Source organism: Flavobacterium sp. UBA5153, assembly GCA_002413745.1.
Classification (GTDB): domain Bacteria; phylum Bacteroidota; class Bacteroidia; order Flavobacteriales; family Flavobacteriaceae; genus Flavobacterium.
The window spans coordinates 1-4,147 of sequence record DHXP01000008.1; the positions used below are offsets into that span (position 1 = coordinate 1).

The following is a 4,147-nucleotide window of genomic DNA, read 5'->3' on the forward strand; positions in this document are numbered from 1 at the left end:
ACTGGTTTTAAATTAAAACTTTCTTTCGTTTTTTTTATTTCCAAGATTACATTAGCAATTTTGTCACTTATATTTTTATCATTATATTTTACTATAGTTACACCATTAAAATCAGAAGGTAGTGAAGTCTTATCATGTGTTATTAAAAATGCTCTTTGTAATCCTAAACTTCCTAAGAACAACCCCATCTCAAACAAAACATTGTCTCGCATTACATTGAATATTTTCATACGTTTAATAAGAATATCGTCTTTTGATGCTAACATAATACCATAATCATATTTTCGAGATGCTTTAACTAAACTTTCTAATGTACCTTTGTTTAGTGAAAAAACACCGCCATTTTCCCAAGTTTCACATTCAATCCAATCTCCTAATTCTAAGTTAATCTGATCTTTAACCTGATTTGCAATTTTAATTCCCTCTGACGATGATCCAATAAATATTTTTCGTTTCATGTTGTAATTGTTTTAATATCTGTTAATACTTTGTCTCTCCCTAAAATTTGTAATTTTTCTTCAACTGGAAGATGACAATTTTTAAATTTTCTCTCACTATTACAATAGCATTTGTCATTGCGTCTTGCTTTGCATTTTATAAAAGTACTTTCACAGCATTTTAACCACAATGAAACGTCATCACTTTTAAAAAGTTCTACATAAAATACTTTAAATCCTTCTAATCCATGAGGATATTCATTTAGGTATATTCCTTCTCTCTTTCTGTAAAGTTGATTCGCAAGATATGGCATCGCTATATCTTCAATGAAATGTAAAATAGTAATACCGTATTTACATTTAATAATCTCATCTTGCTCAACTGTCAGACAACAAGAGGTGTCACTGTATTTATGCCAATCTGGATGGTTTGGGATTTCGCCTGCAACTTCATATAATATAGGGAACCGGTATGGGAATTTTTCTGTCGAGTGAATCTCGACAGAAAAATTCCCTACAATCTCCCCGTTTTCATTTGAAATATCTAAAATTCCTTTCAAAATATCATTTCCTTCTTTACTCTTTTTAACTAGGTTAGGATATTTTTTTAAAACCTCTGGTATCTCTTTTTGGAAAAGCTCATTCATCTACAACTTAAAATAAGGCATTGAAGTTCCAATAATTGACTTTAAACTTTCGCTATTTGTCGATTTTTCATCTTCATCTTCTCCTTCAGGGAATCTATCACCTAAATGTTTCTTCCATAAACGACTTGCAGTTAGTTTGTTTTTCTCATCAATAGCTTTTTTTGCATCGTCTATGAATTTTGACAAATTACCCATAAAGTTTGTTTTCTTTGTTTCAGAATAATTCCTGAATAAATCATCTTTAGGAGTCGTTGGCATTATACAACTGAACTTTGCCTTTAAGTCTGTTTCAATTTCAATTAAAAGGAACTTTAGAGCAATGTCATCTCTTAAATTGGATTGAAAATTTTTCATTGTAAGTACAGTCATAGATAATCCGCTCGGCATATCTTGTCGCTTATAATCACACCATGATTTAAGAAACTTTACCATACGAACCATTTGGTCTGATTTTTCTTCATTGAATTTAGTCACAAATTCTTTAGGATCATCTATTTGAAATCCAGAATCTTTTACTGCCAAATTTGGATGAGAGTCTTTCTCTTCATTAAAAACCAAAACAGGCAAATCAATATTGTACCCTGCTTTGTAATCAATTGTAATACATTTTTTTCTGTGTTGAGGAGTTGCATCGGTTGTTCCATCAACCGCTTCTTTTACCCAACGTTGTAAAGTAGTCCCATTAACGTTATCTGGATTTTCTTTGAAATACACGCCATCATCTAAATCGCAAGTGTCGTCTTTAGTTCTGATTAGAGTTTTTAACTTGAACGAACCTTGGATGTAAAATGTTGGTTTGTAGTTTGGATGATTCACTGAAAAATAATCTTTGATTTTGATTCGAAGATTATCTTTTGAAGTCATTAAAGCTTTTTTCTTGCTTGTAGTAATGTTCAGTTCATTGTCGAACTGTTTAAATAAATGATCTAAATTTGCCATAGGCGTTTTTTTTTAAAATTAATAATTGTTTTTTTAAGGTTTTTAATGAGAACCTTTTTTAAAACTCGGTTTGATTACTTCTTGTTAGAAGAACCAACACCTTTCGATGTGTTAGGTGTAGATCTATAATGAGTAGGTACTTTAGTACCATCATCCTTTGTATGAGAATGTACATAGATCTTCTTTTTACCAGCCTCTGTTTGAGCCATAATATAAGATTTATTGATTAATATTCGGAAGAACCTCAGACCTCTTCCTTGGTCTTTATGTTGTTTTACTTTTAAAAACGACATATTTTATGCAAATATACAAAATAAAATACATTAAACTATTTTATTTACGTAAAAAGCAATTTTTATGTAAAAATTAAAAATAAAACAATAAAACTATGTGTTTTTATATTTAAAAAAAATATAAAATGAGCCGAATATGGTATTTTAAAACGATATTTAGTACATTGTCTGCTATTATTTAGAACTAATGCGTTTCGAATAATAGATTTTCATATTCTCTACAGTATATCCGCCCATTCAAAGGTTTCTCTAGTACTATCCCTAGAATGAAACATTGCATAATGGTCTAGTTCTGAACGAGCAAATCATAGGTACAAATATTCAAGTGATAATTCCGTGAGTTTTGTTACTCCGAGAACCGTATAAATACCTGAAATAATATAGGATTCAGGACTATTCATTGCTAAACCAATTTTTTTTTCCTCTTCATTAATTTTTAAATAAATCTTCCTTGCCATTTTTATCCGCATAAAACTCTTTTACTTTTTCTATGTCTAAGCCGTTTATTAATTCTTCAATTTCTTGCGCTGAATTGAAAACAAAACGGAAACCATCACTTTTAATAAATTGGTTTGAACTGGATTGTAAGGCATCGCTATCAATAATCAACAAGTATTTATCGTTTATGATTCTGAAACGCGCTGAAATATTAACTGAATAATCAAAATTCCATTTGCCATAAAGGAATGCGCCTCTGTAATTCAAATTCTTGTATTCAATTTTCTTGTCAAGTTCAGTTACTTTATTTTCTATCGCAGTTTGTTTCCATTTTAAAAAAGTATCTTTTATACTTGAAAGGAATTCAACGAATTCCGGAGCTTGTTTGTTTTTTAGCATTAACGATGCTTTACTACTCGAACTGTCTGAAGAGGAGCAATCAATATAATAATCAAAATCTCCTTTTTCGTTAGGTTTACCTGCTTGAATTTCAAAGTTTTTTGACAAATAAGCCGAATTGTAGGTGGCAATTTTTTCCTGGCCAAATACATTTCCATTAAACATAAAAGTCAAAATCCCTGCGATAATCATAATTTTCTTGTACATACTATTTTCTTTTTAAATTAGATTACAAAACTATTTCTCATTAGTGCAGTCTATTTGCATAGTTTAGTTTTAAATTTACCCTATCAAATTTTTCAACTATGGCCATCAACAAAAATGCCCTTATCCGTTTTCACGCTTTAGACAAATGCTTTAGTAATTTCAACAAGAAATTTTATTTAGCCGATTTGCTGGAAAAATGTAATGAATCTTTGTCTGAACTCAATCCTGATGGGGATGGTATCAAAAAACGACAACTTTTTGAAGACATTAAGTTTATGGAAAGCAATCAAGGGTGGTCCGTTCCATTAGATCGAATTAAAGAAGGCCGGAAAGTGTATTACCGTTATGAAACTTCTGATTTTTCTATCAATAAGCAACCTATGAACGAATTGGAAGCCGAAAAATTAAAATCGGCTTTATTGGTTTTGTCCCGTTTTAAAGGGATGCCACAGTTTGAATGGGTAAACGAATTGATTTTGAAATTGCAAGAAGCTTTTAAACTGCAATCACACGAAAGGGAAATCATTAGTTTTGATGCCAATGAATACCTGAAAAACATTCATTTTCTAGGTGATTTGTTTAATGCTATTTTATACAAAAAAGTATTGTGTGTGGATTATCAATCTTTCAAAAGTGATGTGATGACTACATTAGAAATTCATCCTCATTATCTGAAACAATATAATAATCGCTGGTTTTTGATTGGAAATAATCCGGAATTTGAGAATTTCACCAATTTAGCTTTGGATAGAATTGTTTCTTTTTCGGAAATAGACAAAAAGTATCA

General features: G+C 30.3%; 5 protein-coding genes. 1 reads left to right on the forward strand and 4 read right to left on the reverse strand.

The window, feature by feature from the left end; genetic code table 11:
- The 4 genes from B2145_RS01605 to B2145_RS01620 all read right to left on the reverse strand — a co-directional run.
- A partial coding sequence (locus B2145_RS01605) for a nucleotide-binding protein (RefSeq protein ID WP_291097439.1) occupies positions 1–458 on the reverse strand: 458 nt, incomplete at its 3' end.
- Positions 455–1,084: an SEC-C metal-binding domain-containing protein gene (locus tag B2145_RS01610; protein WP_291097441.1), complete on the reverse strand. Its 630-nt coding sequence runs from the start codon at positions 1,082–1,084 to the stop codon at positions 455–457. The genes B2145_RS01605 and B2145_RS01610, both read right to left, overlap by 4 nt.
- Positions 1,085–2,023, reverse strand: coding sequence for a CBASS cGAMP synthase (locus B2145_RS01615; protein WP_291097443.1), 939 nt, complete (start codon positions 2,021–2,023; stop codon positions 1,085–1,087). It lies immediately after the preceding gene.
- A gap of 722 nt (positions 2,024–2,745) precedes the next feature.
- Positions 2,746–3,360, reverse strand: a complete 615-nt coding sequence (locus tag B2145_RS01620; RefSeq protein WP_291097445.1) for a hypothetical protein — start codon at positions 3,358–3,360, stop codon at positions 2,746–2,748.
- A 98-nt stretch (positions 3,361–3,458) separates the two neighbouring features.
- On the opposite strand from B2145_RS01620, the gene B2145_RS01625 reads away from it, so the two are divergent.
- The coding region (locus B2145_RS01625; RefSeq protein ID WP_291097446.1) for a helix-turn-helix transcriptional regulator at positions 3,459–4,147 on the forward strand (689 nt) is incomplete at its 3' end.

What these genes read in the sequence shown, in the direction of transcription:
- B2145_RS01610 (WP_291097441.1), bottom strand. Translation starts at nt 1,084, where the DNA reads ATGAATGAGCTTTTCCAAAAAGAGATACCAGAGGTTTTAAAAAAATAT.
- B2145_RS01615 (WP_291097443.1), bottom strand. Translation starts at nt 2,023, where the DNA reads ATGGCAAATTTAGATCATTTATTTAAACAGTTCGACAATGAACTGAAC.
- B2145_RS01620 (WP_291097445.1), bottom strand. Translation starts at nt 3,360, where the DNA reads ATGTACAAGAAAATTATGATTATCGCAGGGATTTTGACTTTTATGTTT.